The organism is Amycolatopsis sp. H20-H5, from assembly GCF_035828755.1.
In the GTDB taxonomy this organism is placed as follows: Bacteria; Actinomycetota; Actinomycetes; order Mycobacteriales; family Pseudonocardiaceae; genus Amycolatopsis.
Map to the genome: position 1 here is coordinate 1 of NZ_JAYMZS010000146.1, position 19,659 is coordinate 19,659.

The following is a 19,659-nucleotide window of genomic DNA, read 5'->3' on the forward strand; positions in this document are numbered from 1 at the left end:
ATCATGCACACTGATCACGCAGCCCTTGGTTGGATCATCTTCCGTCGCAAGAAGCATGATCAACCAAGGGCTGCTTCCATGATCAACTGGGGTCGCCACACTAACCGCCGAGGTTAAACAACAAGCTCAGAACGCGTCCGGAAACTGATGTCATGTCGTCCAGTTTGGCGCCGAGGGCCGCGTTGACTGACGGGGACTGTCACGCGGTCTGTTCTGGTGAAGGGGACTTTTGCGAGGTTGAGTCGAAGGACAGTCCCCTTCGGTCGCGACCCCAGGTTTGCCGTGTGCCCTGATGGGAGCCTTCACGGCGTTTAACGCTGTCATGGTGGCCTTCAGGGGCACGCATGAAACGGTCATGGCGGTATGAAACGGGCGAGTGGGCCGACTTTCGTCCTTTGTGGAGGGTAAGCGGCTTCGAAGGCCAGGCGCCCCAGGCTTCGAGCGGCGGCTGCTGCGACAGTTCTCAGACGCGTTCTCAGAACGTGCGGCCGGGGATCGTCGCCGCACCGGGGGTACACGCCGCCGCGCTCGACATCCTCACCGTCAGAACCCGTGCCGCAGAGCGAGAACGCCATGACGTCTGTAGTGGACGGCGAACGACGTTGGATCCAGGTGGTCAATCCCCGTTTCGCCGACAAGCCGCACCACACGCCCGACCTGAAACCGCCGTCGGCGAGTCGGACCACGACCAGACAACGTACTCACCTGAACTGACGGCCCAGGTGAACTCCGACTGCACGGCCTCGAGGTCGGGAGTGCGAGGTGCACCAACGCCGCGCTGTGGTCGCCGCGATCGGCGAATCCGCAGCGGACGCGCAGGCAGACTCCGACGTGCCGAGGGCCGTAGGACAACGCGGACGTGCAGCAGCGGCTCAGCGATGCTGGGAGAGCGTCAATCTCGTCCTTATGGGGGTGTGGCATGCGTGACCGCGAGATGTGAATCAGCACGTCAAAAAGCTAATTCAAGCCGCTGCGGTGACCCGAAGGCTGCCCTGGTCGCTGGTCACTTCGACGTCCGCCTCCTGGATATTGCCGCGCCGCAGGTACGAGCAACTGAACGTGGTGCCCACCTTGACCACGACGGAAGCCGGGCAGGCGACCACTTTGACCGGATCGTCCCCCACCCCCTGGAGGTCGGCGGCGACCTGCCGTTCCAACGAGGCCTGATCCAGCACCCGTTCCTGTTCAATGGTGATGGCATCGGTTCTCATCACCTTCACTGTCACCGTCACCGCGCACAGGGCGACCACGAGTGCGGAGATCGCCACCACTGTCCGCGCCAGGTTTCCTTGATTAGTCACGGCAACAGACTGTCACATGGGCCCTGTCACATGGGCTGCTGGCGCGATCTCCCGAAGGATGCTCCTAGGGTTTTGTGGCCTTCGGGACGGCTGGCTGGGGCTGGGAGGTGTGGGCTTCAAGCGACAGGGACCGGCCGGGGTGCGGCGGGTGGTTGTTTCCGAGGCTTCCGCCGGCCGAGCCGGAACCGTGGCGGAGCTGGCTATCTCCGCACCCCTTGGCCACGGCGCATCAGCTGCCATAACGCGGCGGGTGGGCAACATTCGGCGACACCAGACACTGCTTTCGATCCCAGCCGGTGGGTGACCCAGCTGCGCATGATCACGGCCGCCACGACGAAGGTCACGGCGTCGCGATCACGCTGCTTACCTTGACGCCGACCGCCTCGCCGCAGACCTGGCAGCGCAGCTGTGCCGGTGCGGACGCCACGCTCGGGTGAGCGCTGACAGTCACAGGGAGGCCGTAGTACAGCGTGGTCGACCCGAACCGGTTTCCCCGCTCGTCTGGTGAGTCAGCCGGACGCCGACCCCGGTCTGGACACGCACGACGATCCCCTCCCGATATCGATGGCAGCTTAATCAGTCGCCGCCACGTCTGGAGGTGATGCCGTTCAACTTCCTGGTCCACGACGCAGCGACTTCGAATGAGATGTCGAAGCAGGACGTTGCGAGGCGTCTGCGCAGTGCTGCGACAGCGAGGCCTTGCGAGAATAGACCAGATGGTTTGACGCAAATGCCCTTCGGTCGCCTCAAACCATCTGGTCTATCGCAGGTCAGCGCAGTCTTTACTGGCCAACTCCGCCCACACGACATAAAACCCCGGCGTCCGGTTCCCGGGGTAACCTAACTTGCAAAGACTCCACGGCGAGGACAATGTCGCCGGAACCCTGACCCTATCCGCGTGTCGCCGCACTACTCGCGGATAGGGTCAGACGGCTACCAGCCGCGGGCGCGCCACTCCGGGAGGCTCGGACGTTCCGCGCCCAGGGCCGTGTCCTTGCCGTGGCCCGGGTAGACCCACGTCTCGTCCGGCAGCTCCGCAAAAATCTTCCGCTCGACGTCGTCGATCAGCGACGCGAACCGGGAAGCGTCCTTCTCGGTGTTGCCGACGCCGCCGGGGAACAGCGAGTCCCCGGTGAACAGGTGCGGGGTGCCCGCCGGGTCGCGGTAGAGCAGGGCGATGCTGCCCGGGGAATGGCCGACCAGATGCCGGGCCGTCAGCTCGACCTCGCCGACGCGGATGGTGTCGCCGTCGTCCACCTGGACGTCGATGCGCGCGTCGATGCCCTCAACGTCGTCGCGGCCCGCGTACGTCCGGGCTCCAGTCGCAGTGGCAACGTCCTCCAGCGCGATCCAGTGGTCCCAGTGCCGGTGGGTCGTGACGATCGAAGCCAGCCCGGCGTCGCCGGCCAACTTAAGCAGCGTCTCCGGCTCGGCCGCCGCGTCGATCAGCAGCTGCTCCCCAGTCGCCCGGCAACGCAGCAGGTAGGCATTGTTGTCGATGGTGCCCACCGACACCTTCGTGATGGTCAGCCCGGAGGTCTCCCGCACATCCCCCGGCCCACCGGCGGTGACCACACCTGTGTATGTCATGACAAACCTCTCTTCGAAGTAGCAGGCATCCTCAGGATGCCAGCCTCGCGTACCGGCGGAGTGGAAGATCAACGGCTCCCCCTCGTTCGGCAGCGACCAGTCGAGCGCCCTGGCCAACAGAAAATGACCAGCGTCACGGCTTACTCAATCAAGAAGCCGTTGGCCGGGATTCGCAGTACATTCATTCCACGAATCCAGGCCAGCGTGAACTATCCTTCATACCACCAAGGCACCTCCGACTCACCAAAAAGCAAGACGAACGCCGAAACCGGGAAACGACCATCCGGTGGATCGAAATCCACCGTTGTCTCGATCTCGTCGGCACTGAGCATAAGAGAAGCTGACGTCGACCGTCCGGTCAGTCCAGTCTTCAACTTTGAGGAACTCCCCGAACCGGCTCAAGAGAGAGTCCCATGGGTGGCGCCCTGAGGCGAAAACCCGGCAGTACGGGTCCCGAAGGTCCCGGTAGGCCCGGCGGGCGTGCTCGAGGAACTCCCCCGATCAATCGTTTGTCCCTAACCTCGATCTTTCGTGCGGCTGTGGTGGGTTGGTTGACGTTGTTGCCATCGGCGGGTTTGGCTTGAATTTTTTGTGTGGGCGGCTGTCGGGTCGGTATCCGGGCTCCGAAGGTCCTTGGCCGGAGGGGCAGGCGGTGTGGTCGGCCGGGCCAGGGAGCCAGAGTCCACGCAACGATCGAGAAATGCCCGAACCTGAGCCTCAGGTCTATCTCAGTCGCACGCGGACGCGGACGGATCTAAGGTGACGGCATGCGCGTGATCGGCCCGAGTGATCCCTTGCAGATCGAGCGGCTTCAGCGGATCGCGGTCGCCGGCCCCCCAGGAGCAGGCAAGTCAACCCTTGCGCGCAGGCTCTGCGAGCAGCTCGGACTGCCATTCGCCGAGTTCGAATCCTTTTACCACGCGCCCGGCTGGACGGTTCGACCCACCTGGCAGGACGACGTGCGGACGTTCCTTGAGAGCCAAGCATGGGCGATCGAGTGGCAGGGCGAGGAAGTACGCGAGCACATGACCGCCCGCGCCCAGGTGCTGGTTTGGCTCGACCACCCACGAACGTTCGCCGTGACGCGCGTCATCATTCGCACGGTCAAGCGACGGCTCGGCCGAGGACCCACAATCGCTGGAGGCAACAGCGAAGGCCCGCTGCGCACCATTTTCACCGACCCCAACCACATCATCAAAGACTCATGGCGTCGCCATCCAGTGATGCGGGCCAGAGTCCGCAGGATCATCGCCGAGAACCGTCCTCCAAACCTGGTGATCGTCCGCCTACGAGGTCAGCGACAAGTTGACGCCTGGCTTCGCGGTCCCTTCAAAACCACCATCGAAACGCACCAACCATCGTGACCATCCGACCCAAATCTGCCGCCACGACCATGACATCACACGGGCACCGAGCAGGAACGGTCCGAACACAAGGGTGGGCACTCGAACCGGATCGGGCTGCCCTGCAACCCCCAGAGCCTCCTCGCGCACGCGGCGAAGGAGGTCGTCATCGCTGGCTGACAACCAACAGCAAGCGAGCCCGCCTGCCTGGTCGCCGCAACGGCGTACACCACGGGTTGAGAGTGGTGAGATCGCCTATTCAACTGGCCCCCGAGGAGACGGGGCGTCGCCAACGGCTCCGGCTTCTTCGGCGACCGCCTGTCGGCCGCCAGGGAGGTGGCATCCGCGGGCTGCGGGAGCGGGGTCTTGCCGATCCGGACCTCGCCGCGTCGACACTGGGCGGGATGGCGGCGCAGGTCGAGTTCGACGAGGCGGCGGCCACCCCCACCCGGTTGTGGGCCCAGGCGATCGGGCGTCGCCAAGACGGCCCCGCATCCACTTCGGACACTCCCTGAGCCGACCCGGCGGTCAGGTCGAGGTCACGTCAATCCGTCGACGACACCACCGCGACCTTCAGCGGCGCGTCCGTGGCCGTGCGCACCTCGTCCTCTGTGACCCCGGGCGCCGTCTCGATCAGCACCAGGCCCTCGGCTGTCACGTCGATGACGGCGAGGTCGGTGATGATCCGGTTCACCACCCGAAGTCCCGTGTAGGGCAGGGTGTTCTCGCGCAGGATCTTGGGCGAACCGTCCTTCGCGGTGTGCTCCATCAACACGATGACGCGCCGGGCGCCGTGGACGAGATCCATCGCCCCGCCCATGCCCTTGACCATCTTGCCGGGCACGGCCCAGTTCGACAGGTCGCCGCGTTCGGAGACCTGCATCGCACCCAGGACGGCGACGTCGAGGTGACCGCCGCGGATGATGCCGAACGAAAGCGCGGAGTCGAAGAACGACGCGCCCGGGCGGACGGTCACTGTTTCCTTGCCGGCGTTGATGAGGTCCGGGTCGACCGCGTCTGGCGCCGGGTAGGGCCCGGTACCGAGGATGCCGTTCTCGCTGTGCAGCACCACTTGCACGTCTTCGGGCAGGAAGCTCGGAATCAGCGTCGGCAGGCCGATGCCGAGGTTGACGTACTCGCCGTCACGTAATTCGGCGGCCGCGCGCGCGGCCATCTGGGCACGGGTGAGGCTCATCGGCTTTCCTCCGTCACGGTCATCCGCTCGATCCGCTTTTCGAGATCGGGGGCGTGCACCACACGCTGGACGAACACCCCGGGCAGGTGCACTTCGGCCGGGTCGAGCTCACCGGGTTCGACCAGCTCTTGGACCTCGGCGACGGTGATCCGGCCGGCCATGGCGCACAGCGGGTTGAAGTTCTGCGCGGACTTCTCGAACACGAGGTTCCCGTGCCGGTCGCCCTTCGCCGCGGCGACCAGCGCGAAGTCCGTGACGATGGCTTCCTCGAGGACGTGCGCGACGCCGTGGAAAGTCCGGGTTTCCTTGGGTGGCGAGGCGACGGCGATCGAGCCGTCGGGCGCGTATCGCCACGGCAGTCCGCCGTCGGCGATCTGGCTGCCGACGCCCGCCGGGGTGAAGAACGCCGGGATGCCGCACCCACCGGCGCGCAAGCGCTCGGCGAGGGTGCCCTGCGGGCAGAGTTCGACCTCGAGTTCGCCGCTGAGGTACTGGCGGGCGAACTCCTTGTTCTCCCCTACGTAGGACCCGGTGACCCGGCTGACCCGCCGGTCGCCCAGCAGGATCCCGAGGCCCCAGTCGTCGACCCCGCAGTTGTTCGACACGACACGCAGGTCGCCGACCCCCGATTCGTGCAGCAGGTCGATCAGGGTGGTCGGGATGCCGCAGAGCCCGAACCCGCCGACGGCGAGCGACGCTCCGTCGGCGATTCCGGTCAACGCGTGTTCGGCGGTGACTACTTTGTCCATGCCTCTCCTCCTGGGGAGCTGTGGTTCAGCCGGCGAGCGCTGTGACGGTGCGAGACGGGCTGGGCCTGCCGAGGTGCCCGGCTAGCCAGACGCTGGTGTCGACCATCTTCTGTAGGTCTACACCGGTCTCGATGCCGAGGCCGTACAGCTGCCAGAGTAGGTCTTCGGTCGCGAGGTTGCCGGTGGCGCTGCCCGCGTACGGGCAGCCGCCCAGGCCGCCGGCGGACGCGTCAATGATGACGATGCCCTTGCGCAAGGCAGTCAGGGTGTTCGCCAGCGCCTCGCCGTAGGTGTCGTGGAAGTGCACGGCGATCGAGTCCACCGGGATGGCGGCCGTGATCAGGGTGGCGAGAACAGCCTCGACCCGGCCAGGGGTGGCGACGCCGATGGTGCCGCCGATGCTGAGCTCGGTGCATCCCAACGCACGCATCCGGGTCGCGACGTCCAGCACGCGCCGGACGGGGACTTCCCGTTTCCACGGGTCGCCGAAGCACATCGACAAATAGCCGCGCACCCTGATCCCGGCTTCGCGGGCACGGGCGACGACCGGAGCGAACATCTCGAGCGACTCGTCAACCGAGCGATTGAGGTTGCGCCGGGAAAAGGTCTCGGTGACACTGCCGAACACCGCGATGTCGCGGACGCCGAGGTCGAGGGCGCGCTCAAGACCGGCCATGTTCGGCACCAGCACTGGATAGCGGATTCCGGGGGCGATGGTGATCGCGCGGATCAGGTCGTCGGCGTCGGCGAGCTGCGGTACCCATTTCGGGTGCACGAAGCTCGTCGTCTCCACCACGGTGTGGCCCGCGTCGACCAGACGCTCGACGAACTCGGCCTTGACCGCGACGGGCAGCACTGCGGACTCGTTCTGCGGGCCGTCACGGGGGCCCACCTCACAGATGGTCACCCGTGGTGGCAGCGGTACGCCATCGAAGGGGGTGACACCGAAATCCATCGTCCTCATCCTGCCGTCTGTTCAGTGAACGCGGTCGCAGTCAACGTCGTAACGTCCCAAACCGTCAACTGCAGGTCGAATACTCGGTCCCAAGCTCTCGGCCAGCGAGCAACGACGGTCGAAGTGTTCACTCAGTGGACGTACGATTGCGAGTATGGCCACTCCTCCCCCGAACGTGATCGGCAGGATCGCCGCGGTCCTCCGCGCCCTGTCCGCCGCACAGCGTGACGGCGCGTCGACCTCCGAGATCGCACGAGCGACCGCGTTGGCCCGCCCGACCGCTCACCGGCTGCTCATAGCGCTGGCGGACGAGGGCTACGTGGACCGGGACCATCGCAGCGGGCAGTGGTACCTCGGACCGGAGCTGTACCTGCTCGGTGGGGTCGCGGCGAACCGCTACGACGTCACCCTGCACGCACGTGCCAGCGTGCGTCGGCTCGCCGCCGCGGCAGGCGAGAGCGCCTTCTTCTCCGCACGCCGCGGCGACGAGACGGTCTGCCTGCTGCGGGAGGACGGCGCCTTCCCGATCCGGTCGTTCGTGCTCTTCGAAGGCGCCCGGTTCCCGCTTGGGGTCGTCTCCGCGGGCCAGGTAGTGCTGGCCATGCTTCAGGATCGCGAGATCGACGACTACCTCAGCCGGACGGACCTCACGACCCAGTGGGGCCCCGAACACCGAACGGACGCTGTCCGCGAGCGGATCGTCCGCACCCGCGAGCTCGGCTACGCCGTCAACCCAGGCCTCGTCGTCGAGGGCAGTTGGGGCATGGCGGCCGCGGTGTTCAACCGGGCCGACGAGCCGGCCTGGGCTTTGACCTTGACCGGCGTCGAATCCCGCTTCCGCGACGACCGTCGCCCCGAACTCGGCGCGCTCCTGCTCGAAGAGGCCCACGAACTGACCAAGACGCTGCAAGCCAGGCGCTCTTAACCAGCGGGTTCGGGATTCGAGCCCCTGATGGCGCACAGTAGAAAAGCAAAGCCCACCAACGTCTTTTCCCTAATTCCAGGGGAGTCGTTGGTGGGCTTTGTTGATCTGTGAGCCCGAGGTGGGCAGCCGCGGGTCCGGCACGGGCCCAGCTCGTCACCAACCCGCAGATCCACCACGGCCGCGGCACGCGCCACGGCCTTCGGTCAAGGTCACCTTGCCGCCGGTGTCGAGTGCGAGAATCCCGTCTTCGTTGCCGGGCGCCGCATAGCCGCCGGTGCTCTTTTTTGTCCAGGTGTACTCGAGGTCGGCGGACAAGGTTTGGCCCTGCGGCAAAGTCGGCGGGTCACGATGGCTTCGATGTCCCGACCTTAAGGGGGACGTGCTGTCCGGCGACGCGGGTGACGTTGGTGGATTGGGTCCAGTTACCAACGCTGGGGTGCCGACGTCGTAGACCTTGGCATCGTTGATCCTGACGACGGCGCCGTTTTCAGAGAACGCCGAAAGAAGCCACCGACGATCTGGAGCCAGGGCGCCTATCGGGGCCGAATCGAAAGTTTCGAATCATGTTTTTCACGCCACAGATGTCATATACTCCTTGCCATGTCAGCGAAACCCGAGAGCTCTGGGCCGATTGCACCGCGGGTCACGATTGCCAAGATCGCCGCCGAAACCGGCGTGTCCGTCCCGACAGTTTCGAAAGTGCTCAACGGCAGGCCTGACGTTGCCGCTTCGACCCGTGCACGGGTCGAAGCGGTCATCAGCACCTACGGTTACCGACGTCGCGCAAACGAACGCTCGTGGCATTCGCGGCTGCTCGAGTTGATGTTTCACGAACTCGAAAGCGCCTGGGCATTGGAAATCATTCGCGGGGTGGAGAACGTCGCGCGCGAAAACGGGATGGCAGTGGTGCTGGCGGATTCCTCCGGCCGGCACACTCCGGGGCAGAATTGGCTGGAAAGCGTGCTCGCCCGCCGGCCGGTCGGCATCGTTTCGGTGTGCTCCGATTTCACCGCCGGGCAGCTGGAGAAACTGCGGGCGCGCGACATTCCGCTCGTCGTGGTCGACCCGGCAGGCGCACCAGGGCCGGAGATGCCCTCGATCGGTGCGACGAACTGGCAGGGCGGCCTGACCGCCACCCTGCACCTGCTGAAACTGGGGCATCGCCGGATCGCGATGATCGGCGGTCCTGGCGACGTGCTGTGCAGCCGTGCGCGGATCGACGGCTATCGCACAGCTCTCGAGACCGCCGGGCTCGCCTTCGACCCGGCGCTGGTACGCCAAGGCGACTTCCACGTCCGGTCCGGCTACCGCGAGCTCACCTCGTTGCTGACCCTGCGAGATCGGCCGACAGCCGTGTTCGCGGGAAGCGATCTCCAGGCGCTCGGCGTCTACGAGGCGGCGCGCGCCGCCGGGCTGCGCATTCCCGAGGACCTGAGCGTGGTCGGCTTCGACGACCTGCCGATCGCCCGCTGGCTCACCCCGGAGCTGACCACCATCCGCCAGCCGCTGCAGGAGATGGCCGCCGCCGGCGCGCGGCTGGCCCTCTCGCTGGCCCGCGGCCGCACCCCGGAGAGCCACCGCATCGAACTGTCCACCAGCCTGGTGGTCCGGCACAGCACGGCGGCCCCGGCTCACGACGGCTCGGCGCCGAGCCGCCTGCTTTCCGGCGGGCCGAGGTAACTCGGCCGCAGACCGCCGGTGTCGACCACCAGCTTCTGCACCACGACCGCCGGATCGACCATCCAGAACTTGAGCACGTGCGGGCCGGGCGCGAGGATCGGGTGCCGCGTCGCGGTGAGGTTCACGTTGTCCGAAGTGGTCCGTTCCCACTGGCGGTTCATGGTCATGTCGTCGGCGCCCGACGCCTTGGTGATGTTGACCAGCTGGGGCTCCATGTCGTCGAACGAGACCGCGTAGCGGAGCCCGCTCCCCTGCAGCACGTTGCTCCGCGGCGACAGGTAGGCCCACAGCGTCACTGTTCCCGCGGTGAACAGCGTCATCCGGTACTCCAGCCGAGGACCGGCGCCGGGCGGCCTGCTCGGCGTGGTGACCGGGAAGGGGGTCATCCCGGCCCCGGTCCGCCCGAGATCCGGGATCCTCCGCCACGCCGCCGACGCGGTGCCGACGTTCGCCGTGCAGTGCTCGGCCTCCATGGACACGTATCCCCCGGCCTCGATGAACCCACGGCGCCACGCCACTGGCAGGTCGGGCTGGTGCACGACGGCAGCGACGGTGACCTCCCGCCCGGGACCGGACACCCTGATCGGCACCGTGCTGGTGCCCTTCGGGGCCCGTGCCCAGTTGATCCGCACCGTCATCCGCAACTCCTTGTCCACCCGGCCGCCCCGGGGTTCCACCAAGACCCACGGCGCGCCGGAGGTGACCTCACAGCGGAACGGCGTTCGCCCGCGGTTGAACACATCGATGTACTGCGGCGGCGCGCTCTGGTACGGGCTGAACTCCGGCAGCACGGGCCTGTCCGTCGAGCCCGGCCACGACTGGCCGGAGCCGTCCACGGCCACGCCCAGATCCGCGGCGAGAGGGGGGTCGACCCGCCGAACCGCGGGGAAGAGGACGTCGGGCAGGGCGACATTGTTCCGTTCCGGTTGCTGCCACGGGGCGTTCGGGCCGTAGCGGGCGACGTCGCCGTAGTCGATGTGCGGCTGGGTCTGGAATCCGCGCCACTTCCCGTCGGCGATCCCGTTGTCGAACTTCTCCGCGAGCGCGAGGTCGTCGGCGAACCGGGCTTCGGCGACGGCGGCGAGTTCGTTCGCCGAGGCGCGGCCCTGGCCCGCGTAGAGGATGTTGGTGAACTCCGCTTGCCGCAACGCGTACAGGTTCGCCGATGCCTTGACCTCGTAGAGCACGAGTTCGTAGTAGGCGTCGCGGTAGGCCGCGGGCAGCCGCACGGAGATCTTCTCCGCTCTGGCGGCCAAGTCCTGCCACTCGACGGTGACCCGCTGCAACTCCTGATAGTGGACCAGGCTGAACGGACTGGCCTGGTCGTCGTAGGTGATGGCGGTCGGGTCAGTGGCCGGGTCCTTCGCCGCGTCCAGGCCGATCAGGCGGTTGAGCAGTTCGGGCTTGCGACGCGCCTGCAACCGGGCGTAGGTGTGCAGGACCTCCGCGACCGCGGCAGCGGCGGACGCGCCGAAGTTCGTCTCCGCGAACTGAAACTCCCATGTGGACAGTCGCTCGACCGGCCACGCGGCCGGGTTCCAGGCGTAGTCGAGGAAGAAGTGCAGCGGGAGTTCGTTGCCCTTCAGGTCCCCGACGTTGGCCACCCAGAGCCGGTCGTTACCGTAGGCGACGGCCTGGTTCAGCTGCTCCCAGGTGTTGGCGAGCAGACTGGTGTCCACCCACTTGTAGCTGCGGCCGCCGCCCACATAGTCGAAGTGGTAGTACAGCCCGTACCCTCCCGCGCGCGGCGGCAGTGCCGGGTCGGGGTGCTTGCGAATGTTGCCCCAGTTGTCGTCGGTGAACACCACGATCACGTCGTCGGCTGGGCGCAGGCCCTGCGCCCAGTAGCGCTGGACCTCCTTGTAGAGCGTCCACACCTGGGGCACCTCGGTGACGTCCCGGCCGGTCTCACGGGCGAGGATTTCCCTTTCGGTGGCGAGGATCTCCCGCATCAGGTCGATGCCGTCGCCGTCGGGCAAGCTGACGTCGCCGTTGCCGCGCATACCGAGGGTGACCACGCCTTCGAAGTCCTCGCGGACCATCCGGCGGATCCCCTCGGCCCAGTAGGCCTTCACGGCCCCGGCGTTGCGCCGGAAGCTCCACTCCCCCGTGCCGCCGTAAGGGTCGTGCCCCGGGGTGAGGACGTTCCCGGCCGCGTCGCGCACCGCGGGCACGGCGTGCCGGTTCCACTCCTCGATTCCGCGCATCATCGGCGCTTCGTGCGAAGTGCCCATGATGATGCCGTACTCCTTGGCCGTGGCATGGTTGAGCGGATCGTCCTCGGCGAACGCGCGCCCCCAGACCGCGGGCCACAGGTAGTTGGCCTTGAGTCGCAGCATGGTCTCGAAGACCTTCGCGAAGAACTCGTGGTTGAACCCGTTGGGGTAACCCGGGGCGTGACCGGGCCCGAAGTGGGCCGGGGCCCAGGTACCCAGCGCCGGGTTCTCGTCGTTGAGGAAAAATCCCCGGTACTTCACGTACGGTGTGCCCAGGCTCTGCCGTCCAGGTCGCACGTGCAGTTCGTCGGCTTGCCGTGCTGGGACGTCGGCCCACCAATACCAGGGAGAAACGCCGATCTGCCGCGAAAGTTCGTAGGCGCCGTAGATGACGCCGCGCTGGTCGCTGCCGGTGAGCACCAGCCGCCCGCCGACGACCTGACTCAGCGAGGTCTCCCACTTCCCGGCGATCCCGGTGACGTCAAGCTCGCGCGCGGCCACCAGCTCGTCGACCAGTGGACTGTGCCCGAGGGTGCCGATCAGGACCACCGGCCCCCGCGCGGCCACCCGGTCGACCAAGAGCTCCGGCCGGACACCCGTGACGCGCTCAATGTCGGCTTGGAGGTCGCGAGCCACCCGCTGGACCCCCGGGTGGTCGGCGGAGCTCACCACCAGCGTGGCGGCTTTTCCCTTGGACACCAAGGGAAAACTGCCGCCGCCACGCTGGCCTGCCACCCAGTCCGAGGGTGCGGCTTCGGCGACGCCGGATGCCTGCGCGGCCCCGGCCCCGAGGACGGCGAGGAGTCGCAGGAAATCCCTGCGCCGCACGTCGAACGCCATCATCATCGACCTCCTGATGGGAAGGGTTCAGCCCTTCACGGATCCGGTCAGCCCGCCGACTATGCGCCGTTCGGCAAGTACGAAGAACGCGAGCGCCGGGATCATCGACAAGGCGGTGAAGGCCAGCACCTTGGCGGTGTCCTGGGAGTACTGGGACTGGAACGTCGCGACGCCGAGCGGCAGCGTGAAGTGCCCGGAATCGTTGAACACCAGCAGGGGCAGCAGATAGGCGTTCCAGCTGGTGACGAACGCGAGCACGCCCACCGTCGTCAGCGCGGGGCGTGACAGCGGTAGCAGGATGCGCCAGAAGAAGCCGAGCCTGGTCGCGCCGTCGAGCACGGCGGCGTCCTCGATCTCGCCGGGGATCGCGTGCATGAACGGCCGCAGGATCACGATGGTGACCGGCAGCGAGAACGCCGCTTCCGGGATCGCGACGCCCCAGAAGCTCTCCAGCAGACCGAGCTGGCGCAGCCACAGGTACAGCGGCAAGGTCGCCACCCCGAGCGGGAAGAGCAGCCCCAACGTGAACAAGGTGTAGAAGGCCTCGCGGCCCTTGAAGGTGTACCGCGACAGCGCGTACCCCGCCATCGACCCCAGGCCGACGGCGAGCGCGGTGGCCATCACGGCGATCAGCGCACTGTTGCCAAGGAACGTCCAGAACGCGGCCGAACCGAGGATCGCGACATAGTTGTCCCAGACCAGCGGGCCGGGCAGCCCGGCGGGGGACGCGTTGATCTGCGCGGTGGTGCGGAAGCCGCCGAGCACCACGAACAACAGCGGGACGAGCGTGACGCCGAGGACTACGATCGCCGCCAGATAACTCATCGACAGGCCGAACCTGCGGGTGCCCGGCATCAGCCCACCATCCTGGTCAGCGCGCCCTCGGTGTCCCGGCGCAACGCGAAACGCTGGTACAGCAAGGCGAACGCGAAACAGATGATGAACAGGATCACGGCTACCGCGCTGCCGAACCCGAATTCGTACCGTTTGAACCCGTGGTCGACCAGGTAGGTCGCCATCGTGGTCGACGCGTTCGCCGGGCCGCCCAGCGTCATGATCCACACCAGGTCGAACAGCTGGAGTGAGCCGATCACCGACAGGAAGATCCAGATCCGGATCGTCGGGCCGAGCAGGGGCAGCACGATGTGCCGGGTGCTCTGCCAGGCCGACGCGCCGTCGAGCGCGGCCGCCTCGCGCAGCTCGGCGGGGACGCCCTGCAGGCCGGCGAGCAGGAGGATGATCCCGAACCCGACGTACTTCCAGGTGACCACCGCGAACAGCGTGTAGAGCACGACGGCGGGGTCCGCCAGCCATTGCTGCACCAGGGCGCCGAGCCCGACGCTCTCGAGCAGCTGGTCGGCGAACCCGCCCGGCTGCAGCATCAGCAGCCAGATCACCGCGGTGATCGCCTCGGACAGCACGTAGGGGGCGAACACCAGTGCACGCAGGATCGCCCGGCCGCGCAGCTTCCGGTTCAGCAGCAGGGCCAGCCCGATCGACAGGGGCAGCTGGACCACAATGGACAGTCCGGCGATGATCAGGTTGTGCCCGATGGCGCCTTGGAACACGTCACCGGCGAGTGCGTCCGCGTAGTTGTCGAAGCCGACGAAGTCTTCGAGTGGCCCGAAGCCGTTCCACCGGAACAGGCTGTAGAACCCGGCGATCCCGATCGGCACGAGCACGAACCCGATGAACAGCACCAGCGCCGGACCCAGCAGGAGGGCGAGCTCGAGTTTCTTGCGTAGCCCCGGCCGCCGCGAGCGGGGCCGGGCCGGGGGTGCGGGCGGCCGCTTCGCCGCCCGCACCGGGGTGGCGGTCGTCATTTGTTGCCCGCCGCGGCCTGGTTCACCGCGGCCACGATCCCCTCGGGACTGCCTTGGCCCGCGAAGAAGTTGGCGACGGCGTCGTTGAGCGCGGCGCCGACCGCGGTCGGGAACGCCTTGTCGAAGTACATCTGCAGGTACGGCGCCTGCCTGCCGTAGTCGAAGAGGCCCTTCAAGGTCTCGGTCTTCAGCGACTTGGCCGCGGCCGGATTCACCGGCAGCCCGGCGCCCTGCGCGGCGATCTTGGTCTGCACCGGTTCACTGCCGAGGTACTGCAGGAAGTCCGCGCACGCCTTGGCAGCGCGGGTGGTGCAGGAGAAGCCGTCCCCGCCGCCGAGCACGGCGGCCGGGTCCCCGGCGCCGCCCGGCACGGCGGGGAACGGGAACCAGCCGATCTTCGAGTCCAGCGCCTTGTCCTCGGTCAGCGACGACATGGTCCCCGGCTCCCAATCGCCCTGCAGTTCCATGGCCGCCTTGCCGTTGGCCACCAGCCCGGCGGAGCTTCCCGCGCCCTGCTGGGCCGGTGTGCCGACGAACCCGGTCTGGAACGGCTGGGTGGCCAAGAAGGCCTTCAGGTCCTGACCCGCTTTCGTCCAGCAAGGATCCTCGAGCTTGACCGCCTTGACCGCCTGCTTGAGCGCATCGGCCGTGCATTCACGCACGGCGAAGTAGTTCCAGTAGAACGCGTCCGGCCAGCGGTCCTTGCCGCCGACCGCGATCGGCGCCACCCCGGTCGTCTTCAGTTTCGCGACGGCGCTGTTCAATTCGTCCATAGTGGAGGGTGGGGTGGTGACACCGGCCTTCGCGAACAGGTCCTTGCGGTACCAGAAGCCGACGATGTGCTGTTCGAACGGGACCCCGTACTGCTTGCCGTCTGCCTGCCAGCCCTCGGCGAACTTGCCGACCGGGGCGAGCCAGCCCTTGGTGGGGCCGGTGACGTCGGCGACCTTGCCCGACGTCACCTGCGAAGCCATCTCACCGCCGCCCCACGCCTGGTACACGTCCGGCGGTTCGTTCGACTGCAGGGCCAGCGGCACCTTGGTGGTGAACTCCTCGTTCTGCAGCGGCTGCCCCTTGATCGTCACCTCCGGGTGGGCCTGGTGATAGTCGGCCGCGACCTGCTCCCAGATCGACTTGAGCGGGTCGGCGGTGCCGTTGTGCCACCACGTCAGCGTGACCGGCCCGCTCGGGTCGGCACCACTGGAGTCGGCTCCCCCGCCGCACGCGGCCAGTGCCAGCGGGACAAGGGCCGCAAGGGCTGCGAGGACAGGGATTCGGCGGTTCGAAAACATGGTGGTCTACTCCTGACGACTTCGGCCGAGTAGGACAGGGCGTGACTGCGCCCGGGTTGACGACGAGTTTGCGCGCCGGAAAAACGAATGTCAATCGTTGTCGATAACGTTTTACACGACTATGGTGAGGCGATGCAGCCCAGTTCGAGGGTCACTATCCGTGACGTCGCAGCCCAGGCCGGCGTCTCCGTGGCCACGGTTTCGAAGGTTCTCAATCAGCGTTACGGCGTCGCCGCCGCGACCCTCGCCCGTGTCCAAGGGGTGATCCAGGAGCTCGGGTACGAAGCGAGCCTGGTCGCCCAGAGCTTGCGCAACCACAAGACGAACGTGATCGGCATTCTCGTCGCCGACCTCGAACCGTTCAGTACCGAGTTGCTGAAGGGCGCGGCGGACGCCATCCGCGGCAGCGGCTTCGAGCTGGTGGTGTATTCGGCGGGCGGGCGCACCAGCGACCCGGTGGGCTGGGAGAAGCGTTACCTCTCCCGGCTCAGCGGCACGCTCGTCGACGGAGCGGTGCTGGTCACGCCCGCCGTCTCCCTCGAAGCGGTACCCGGCACTCCGGTGGTCGCGGTCGACCCGCACACCGGGCCGTCCACGCTGCCCACCATCGACTCCGACAACATGCGCGGGGCCCAGCTGGCCACCGAGCACCTGCTGGAGCTGGGCCACCGGCGGATCGCCTTCCTCACCGGACGGCCCGACCTGCAGTCGGCGCAGCTACGCAAGACGGGCTACCTGCGGGCGCTGACCGCCGCGGGCGTGCCGGTGGCCGAAGAGCTGATCCGGGACGGCGCCTACGATCCCGCCACCTCCGCGCGCTCGGCCCACGAGCTGCTGACCAGGCCGGACCGGCCGACGGCGGTGTTCGCCGCGAACGACATCTCGGCCATCGCGGCGGTCGAAGCCGCCAGGGAACTCGGCCTGGACGTACCCGGCGACCTGTCGGTGGTCGGCTTCGACAACGTGCCCGAGTCCGCGCTCTGCACCCCACCGCTGACCACGGTCAACCAGCCGATCCGTGAGATGGGCCACCGGGCGATCACCCTGCTCATCGCGCTGATCAACGGCGAGGAAATCGACCGGACCCACATCACCCTGGACACCCGCCTGGTGGTCCGGGGTTCGACCCGAGTGCTCGGCCCGCTTTCCTGACCCGCGGCGTCGCGCCGCCGGTACTTCGACGAAAGGGCGGACAGCCTTGACCACCCAGCCCACCGCACCGCTCGAACCGTGGCGCGACCCGGCGGCCGACCCGGCCGAGCGGGTCCGTGCCCTGATGGCACGGATGACCCCGCGGGAGAAGATCGCACAGCTCTACGGCGTCTGGGTCGGCATCGACTCCGGCGGGGAGATGGCGCCGCACCAGCACGACTTCGCCGACGCCGCCCTCGACTGGGACGAGCTGGTGCGCCACGGCATCGGCCAGCTGACCCGCGTCTTCGGCACCCGCCCGGTCGATCCCCTGATCGGGGCCCGCAGTCTGGCGCGGACTCAGCGCCAGATCGTCGGCAGCGGCCGGTTCGGGATTCCCGCCGTCGTGCACGAGGAATGTCTCACCGGACTGGCCGCCTGGCAGGCCACCGTCTATCCGTCGCCGCTGTGCTGGGGCGCGAGCTTCGATCCCGATCTCGTGCGCCGCATGGGCGAGCAGATCGGCCGCACGATGCGTCGGCTCGGTGTCCACCAGGGACTCGCGCCGGTCCTCGACGTCACGCGCGACCTGCGCTGGGGCCGCGTCGAAGAGACCATCGGCGAGGACCCCCACCTGGTCGGCACGATCGGCAGCGCGTATGTGGCCGGGCTCGAATCGGCCGGTGTGATCGCCACCCTCAAACACTTCGCCGGCTACTCGGCTTCCCGCGCGGGGCGCAACCTCGCCCCGGTGTCGGCGGGCCCCCGTGAGCTCGCGGACGTCCTGCTCCCGCCGTTCGAGATGGCGTTGCGCGCGGGTGCCCGATCGGTGATGAACTCCTACACCGACCTCGACGGTGTCCCGGTCGCGGCCGACCAAACGCTGCTGACCGGGTTGCTGCGTGACACCTACGGGTTCACCGGGACCGTGGTCGCGGACTACTTCTCGGTGTCGTTCCTGCGCACCCTGCACGGGGTCGCCGCCGATCGCGGCGACGCCGCCGGGCAGGCGCTGAGCGCGGGCATCGACGTGGAACTGCCCACTATGGACTGCTACGGCGAGCCCCTGCTCGCCGCGGTGGAAGCGGGCGCGGTCGACGCCGCCGTCGTCGACCGCGCTCTTGAACGGGTGTTGCGGCAGAAGTGCGAACTCGGCCTCCTCGACGCGAACTGGGCGCCGGAGGCACCCGACAGCGTGGACCTCGACGAGGCCGAGTCCCGTTCGGTGGCAAGGGAACTGGCCGAACGCTCGATCGTCCTGCTGCACAACGACGGCACACTCCCCCTCACCGGTGGGCGTCATGTCGCCGTCGTCGGGCCGCGGGCCGACGCGCCCAGCGCGATGCTCGGCTGCTATTCGTTCCCGCTGCACGTCGGCGTCCATCATCCCGAAGTCCCGTTCGGTGTCTCCGTCCCCACCGTGGCCGAGGCGCTGCGTGCCGACCACGACGTGACCTACGCCCTGGGCTGCCCCGTACTCGGCGGAGGCGACACGGGCATCGCCGAAGCCGTCGAAGCGGCGGCAGGCGCCGAAATCTGCGTCGCCGTACTCGGCGACCAGGCAGGCCTGTTCGGCGGCGGCACGTCCGGGGAAGGATGCGACGCGGCGGACCTCAAGCTGCCTGGACGCCAGGAAGAGCTCTTGGAAGCGTTGCTCGCCACCGGCACCCCGGTGGTGCTGGTCCTGCTGTCCGGGCGCCCGTACGAGCTTTCCCGGCAGATCGACCGGCTGGCCGCGGTCGTCTGCGGGTTCTATCCCGGCGAGGAGGGCGCGCCCGCGCTCGCCAGTGTCCTCAGTGGACGGACAAACCCGTCGGGGCGGCTCCCGGTCGGGTTCCCTGGCGCCGGGACGACCCAGCCCTCGACCTACCTTGCCGCTCCGCTGGGCAAGCGCAGCGAGGTGAGCAGTGTCGACCCCACGCCCCTGTTCCCCTTCGGCCACGGGCTTTCCTACGCACCGGCGACCTGGCTCGACGTCAGCGCGACCGGATCGTCGTGGCCCACCGACGGCATCTGCCGCGTGCGGGTGACCCTGCGCAACGCCGCGGACCGCGCCACCACCGAAGTGGTCCAGGTCTACCTGCACGACCCGGTGGCAGAGGTCGCCCGCCCCGCCCGGCAGCTGGTCGCGGCGAAGCGGGTCGACCTCGCGCCCGGACGGACCGAGGTCCTCGAGATCGGCCTCCACGCGGACCTGACCTCCTACACCGGCCGCGCGGGCCACCGCCTGGTCGAGCCCGGCGACGTCGAGCTGCTGGTCGGCACGTCGAGCAGCCGGATCGTCGCGACCCTGCACCGGACGCTGGCCGGACCCCGTCGCGAAGTCGGGGCCGACCGGGTGCTCGCGCCCGTCTTCGTGAGTGGGCCGGAATGAGACGACCCCCGGCGCTCGCGGTACTGGCCCTGCTCGCGGCGGGACTCACGGCCGCGCCCGCGTCCGGGCACCAGCGCCCGGCTTCCCGGCACTGGGTGAACACCTGGACGTCGATGCCCCAACTGACCGAGCCTGCCAACCTGCCCCCGGCGCCGTTCCTCGGCGACGGGCGGGTGTTCGACGCCGCGACGCTGCGGCAGACGGTGCACTTCTCGGTGGTCGCCGAATCATTAAAAAGGGGGGGG

The 19,659-nt window shown here is 68.0% G+C and carries 17 protein-coding genes and 1 pseudogene; 8 read left to right on the plus strand and 10 right to left on the minus strand.

All coding sequences use genetic code 11. The features are described 5' to 3' along the window. Nucleotides 1–962: 962 nt before the first annotated feature. Nucleotides 963–1,271, minus strand: a complete 309-nt coding sequence (locus tag QMK34_RS41855; protein ID WP_326420380.1) for a DUF4333 domain-containing protein — start codon at nt 1,269–1,271, stop codon at nt 963–965. A 326-nt stretch (nt 1,272–1,597) separates the two neighbouring features. Between QMK34_RS41855 and QMK34_RS41860 the strand changes: the two genes are divergently transcribed. Next, complete coding sequence (locus tag QMK34_RS41860; RefSeq protein ID WP_326420381.1) at nt 1,598–1,738, plus strand: hypothetical protein; 141 nt, start codon at nt 1,598–1,600, stop codon at nt 1,736–1,738. Between the two features lie 496 nt (nt 1,739–2,234). Here the strand turns inward: QMK34_RS41860 and QMK34_RS41865 are convergent, their stop codons facing one another. After that, complete coding sequence (locus QMK34_RS41865; RefSeq protein ID WP_326420382.1) at nt 2,235–2,891, minus strand: MBL fold metallo-hydrolase; 657 nt, start codon at nt 2,889–2,891, stop codon at nt 2,235–2,237. 767 nt (nt 2,892–3,658) lie between these two features. Between QMK34_RS41865 and QMK34_RS41870 the strand changes: the two genes are divergently transcribed. Both QMK34_RS41870 and QMK34_RS41875 read left to right on the plus strand, forming a co-directional pair. Continuing rightward, complete coding sequence (locus QMK34_RS41870; protein WP_326420383.1) at nt 3,659–4,255, plus strand: AAA family ATPase; 597 nt, start codon at nt 3,659–3,661, stop codon at nt 4,253–4,255. Nucleotides 4,256–4,479: 224 nt separating this feature from the next. Further along, on the plus strand, nt 4,480–4,749 hold the full coding sequence (locus QMK34_RS41875) for a hypothetical protein (RefSeq protein WP_326420384.1): 270 nt from the start codon (nt 4,480–4,482) through the stop codon (nt 4,747–4,749). Between the two features lie 29 nt (nt 4,750–4,778). Here the strand turns inward: QMK34_RS41875 and QMK34_RS41880 are convergent, their stop codons facing one another. Genes QMK34_RS41880 through QMK34_RS41890 form a run of 3 tightly spaced genes read right to left on the minus strand, consistent with a single transcriptional unit; the run spans nt 4,779 to nt 7,133 of the window. Beyond that, nucleotides 4,779–5,429: a 3-oxoacid CoA-transferase subunit B gene (locus QMK34_RS41880; protein WP_326420385.1), complete on the minus strand. Its 651-nt coding sequence runs from the start codon at nt 5,427–5,429 to the stop codon at nt 4,779–4,781. Further along, complete coding sequence (locus tag QMK34_RS41885) at nt 5,426–6,178, minus strand: CoA transferase subunit A (RefSeq protein ID WP_326420386.1); 753 nt, start codon at nt 6,176–6,178, stop codon at nt 5,426–5,428. Before QMK34_RS41885 ends, QMK34_RS41880 begins: the two co-directional genes overlap by 4 nt. Nucleotides 6,179–6,203: 25 nt before the next feature. Further along, nucleotides 6,204–7,133, minus strand: a complete 930-nt coding sequence (locus tag QMK34_RS41890) for a hydroxymethylglutaryl-CoA lyase (RefSeq protein ID WP_326420387.1) — start codon at nt 7,131–7,133, stop codon at nt 6,204–6,206. 154 nt (nt 7,134–7,287) lie between these two features. On the opposite strand from QMK34_RS41890, the gene QMK34_RS41895 reads away from it, so the two are divergent. Beyond that, on the plus strand, nt 7,288–8,058 hold the full coding sequence (locus QMK34_RS41895; protein WP_326420388.1) for an IclR family transcriptional regulator: 771 nt from the start codon (nt 7,288–7,290) through the stop codon (nt 8,056–8,058). A 153-nt stretch (nt 8,059–8,211) separates the two neighbouring features. On the opposite strand, the gene QMK34_RS41900 is transcribed toward QMK34_RS41895, so the two are convergent. Further along, nucleotides 8,212–8,373 carry a hypothetical protein gene (locus QMK34_RS41900; protein WP_326420389.1) on the minus strand — a complete coding sequence of 54 codons (162 nt, stop codon included), beginning with the start codon at nt 8,371–8,373 and terminating at the stop codon, nt 8,212–8,214. A 285-nt stretch (nt 8,374–8,658) separates the two neighbouring features. Between QMK34_RS41900 and QMK34_RS41905 the strand changes: the two genes are divergently transcribed. Then, a complete protein-coding gene (locus QMK34_RS41905) occupies nt 8,659–9,738 on the plus strand; it encodes a LacI family DNA-binding transcriptional regulator (RefSeq protein ID WP_326420390.1) in 1,080 nt (359 codons plus the stop codon). Here QMK34_RS41905 and QMK34_RS41910 read toward each other — a convergent pair. The 4 genes from QMK34_RS41910 to QMK34_RS41925 are packed head-to-tail and all read right to left on the minus strand — an operon-like array spanning nt 9,690 to nt 15,909. After that, nucleotides 9,690–12,797, minus strand: a complete 3,108-nt coding sequence (locus QMK34_RS41910; RefSeq protein WP_326420391.1) for a glycosyl hydrolase 115 family protein — start codon at nt 12,795–12,797, stop codon at nt 9,690–9,692. The two genes, QMK34_RS41905 and QMK34_RS41910, sit on opposite strands and share 49 nt — an antisense overlap. 24 nt (nt 12,798–12,821) lie before the next feature. After that, nucleotides 12,822–13,649: a carbohydrate ABC transporter permease gene (locus tag QMK34_RS41915; protein ID WP_326420392.1), complete on the minus strand. Its 828-nt coding sequence runs from the start codon at nt 13,647–13,649 to the stop codon at nt 12,822–12,824. After that, nucleotides 13,649–14,617 (minus strand): carbohydrate ABC transporter permease, encoded by a 969-nt coding sequence (locus tag QMK34_RS41920; protein ID WP_326420393.1) that lies wholly within the window; start codon nt 14,615–14,617, stop codon nt 13,649–13,651. The genes QMK34_RS41915 and QMK34_RS41920 overlap by 1 nt, the downstream gene beginning before the upstream one ends. Next, nucleotides 14,614–15,909, minus strand: a complete 1,296-nt coding sequence (locus tag QMK34_RS41925) for an ABC transporter substrate-binding protein (RefSeq protein ID WP_326420394.1) — start codon at nt 15,907–15,909, stop codon at nt 14,614–14,616. The genes QMK34_RS41920 and QMK34_RS41925 overlap by 4 nt, the downstream gene beginning before the upstream one ends. Before the next feature lie 132 nt (nt 15,910–16,041). Here QMK34_RS41925 and QMK34_RS41930 point away from each other — a divergent pair, with 132 nt between their 5' ends. The 3 genes and pseudogenes from QMK34_RS41930 to QMK34_RS41940 all read left to right on the plus strand — a co-directional run. Beyond that, nucleotides 16,042–17,061 (plus strand): LacI family DNA-binding transcriptional regulator, encoded by a 1,020-nt coding sequence (locus QMK34_RS41930; protein ID WP_326420395.1) that lies wholly within the window; start codon nt 16,042–16,044, stop codon nt 17,059–17,061. Between the two features lie 46 nt (nt 17,062–17,107). Then, complete coding sequence (locus QMK34_RS41935; protein ID WP_326420396.1) at nt 17,108–19,414, plus strand: beta-glucosidase family protein; 2,307 nt, start codon at nt 17,108–17,110, stop codon at nt 19,412–19,414. Further along, a pseudogene (locus tag QMK34_RS41940) lies at nt 19,411–19,659 on the plus strand (hypothetical protein); the annotation flags it as partial. The gene QMK34_RS41935 and the pseudogene QMK34_RS41940, both read left to right, overlap by 4 nt.

Coding starts and splice junctions, on each gene's coding strand:
- QMK34_RS41895 (WP_326420388.1), top strand. CDS start 7,288: ATGGCCACTCCTCCCCCGAACGTGATCGGCAGGATCGCCGCGGTCCTC.
- QMK34_RS41920 (WP_326420393.1), bottom strand. CDS start 14,617: ATGACGACCGCCACCCCGGTGCGGGCGGCGAAGCGGCCGCCCGCACCC.
- QMK34_RS41865 (WP_326420382.1), bottom strand. CDS start 2,891: ATGACATACACAGGTGTGGTCACCGCCGGTGGGCCGGGGGATGTGCGG.
- QMK34_RS41905 (WP_326420390.1), top strand. CDS start 8,659: ATGTCAGCGAAACCCGAGAGCTCTGGGCCGATTGCACCGCGGGTCACG.
- QMK34_RS41870 (WP_326420383.1), top strand. CDS start 3,659: ATGCGCGTGATCGGCCCGAGTGATCCCTTGCAGATCGAGCGGCTTCAG.
- QMK34_RS41925 (WP_326420394.1), bottom strand. CDS start 15,909: ATGTTTTCGAACCGCCGAATCCCTGTCCTCGCAGCCCTTGCGGCCCTT.
- QMK34_RS41880 (WP_326420385.1), bottom strand. CDS start 5,429: ATGAGCCTCACCCGTGCCCAGATGGCCGCGCGCGCGGCCGCCGAATTA.
- QMK34_RS41910 (WP_326420391.1), bottom strand. CDS start 12,797: ATGATGGCGTTCGACGTGCGGCGCAGGGATTTCCTGCGACTCCTCGCC.
- QMK34_RS41930 (WP_326420395.1), top strand. CDS start 16,042: ATGCAGCCCAGTTCGAGGGTCACTATCCGTGACGTCGCAGCCCAGGCC.
- QMK34_RS41890 (WP_326420387.1), bottom strand. CDS start 7,133: ATGGATTTCGGTGTCACCCCCTTCGATGGCGTACCGCTGCCACCACGG.
- QMK34_RS41915 (WP_326420392.1), bottom strand. CDS start 13,649: ATGCCGGGCACCCGCAGGTTCGGCCTGTCGATGAGTTATCTGGCGGCG.
- QMK34_RS41885 (WP_326420386.1), bottom strand. CDS start 6,178: ATGGACAAAGTAGTCACCGCCGAACACGCGTTGACCGGAATCGCCGAC.